Source organism: Amycolatopsis sp. cmx-11-12, from assembly GCF_046269425.1.
GTDB lineage: Bacteria > Actinomycetota > Actinomycetes > Mycobacteriales > Pseudonocardiaceae > Amycolatopsis.
The window spans coordinates 1-1277 of record NZ_JADNQM010000097.1 but is presented as its reverse complement, the minus strand read 5'-3'; the positions used below and the strand labels follow the sequence as shown (position 1 = coordinate 1277).

General features: G+C 60.5%; 1 protein-coding gene. It reads right to left on the bottom strand.

Annotated elements, in window-relative coordinates:
* Positions 1–42: 42 nt before the first annotated feature.
* Positions 43–1211 (bottom strand): IS3 family transposase gene (locus ACLARN_RS44075; RefSeq protein WP_409497449.1). Its coding sequence is split into 2 segments (ribosomal slippage): positions 43–971 and positions 971–1211, totalling 1170 coding nucleotides; the frame shifts between segments, so codons are not numbered across the junction.
* Positions 1212–1277 lie beyond the last annotated feature (66 nt).

Sequence of the window (1277 nt, the reverse complement as noted above, 5' to 3'; positions counted from 1 at the left end):
CTGAGCTGCCTCGCGTCTTCCGGACAGTCGCTTAGTGGTTTCTCATGCTGCGACGTGGTGTTTCAGGTACTCGGTGTGGACTTCGTGGGGTGTCTTGTAGTCGAGTCCTGAGTGAAGGCGCCGCTGATTGTAGAAGCCTTCGATGTATTTGACAATAGCTCGGCGGGCTTGTTCTCGGGCGGGAAATACGGTGCGGTACACGAGTTCGTTCTTGATGCTTGCGTTGACTGATTCAGCGAGAGCGTTGTCCCAGCAGACTCCGGTGCGGCCGACGGACGATCGTGTGCCGAGCGTCCGGAGAAGGTCGCGGAATTCGGCGGATGTGTATTGAGTGCCGCGGTCGGAGTGGAAGATAGCGTCGCGGGGTATGACCATGTTGCCGACGGCCATGGTCATGGCGTCACAGACGAGCGAGGCATTCATATGATCGGCCATCGACCAGCCGATGATTTTCTTGGTGTGGCAATCGATGACTGTCGCGAGGTAAAGCCAGCCTTCCCACGTGTGAATATAGGTGATATCACCCACCATTTTCTCGCCCGGCGCGGTCGCGGTGAAGTCGCGGCGAACCAGGTCTGGCGTGTCGGCCGCGGCGGGATCGGCGACCGTGGTCAGGCGCCATGGCCGCGGCTGACACGGGACGAGGCCTAGCTCCCGCATGAGAGCACGGACCAGCTCCGGGCCGGCCGTGACGTTCTGACGGGCCAGCGCGGCGTGGACCCGCCGGTAGCCGTAGGTCTCGTTCGATTCGGCGAAGATCGTGACGATGTCTCTCTTCAACTCGGCCCGGCGTTCGCTGGTGGCCGAGGCCGGCCGGGTCCGCCATTCATAGAACCCGGACGTGGACACACCCAGCCACATGCACATGCGCACCACGGAGTAGGCGCACTTCTCCCCATCGATAAACTCGTAGACCTCGGCTACCGATGATCCTGGGCGAAGTACGCCGCCGCTTTTTTCAAGAAATCCGTCTGCATTCGCAGGTCACGGTTTTCACGTTCAAGCTCCCGCAACCGCGCACGCTCACTCAAAGTCAGAGGCTCTTCCTCCAGGGGATGAGCTTCACGAAAAGCGTTCACCCAGTTCCGGAGAGTCTGCTCGACAATACCCAGCTCGCGGGCAACCTGAGCAATCGGCCGAGACCCGTCCAAAACCATCTTCACGGCCTCGTCCTTGAACTCAGGCGAGAACTTCCGTCGACGCTGCGACACTCAATCTCTCCGTCCAGTCTCTCCCACCTTAGTGGGTCAACTGTCCGGAAAGAGCGAGGCATCTCA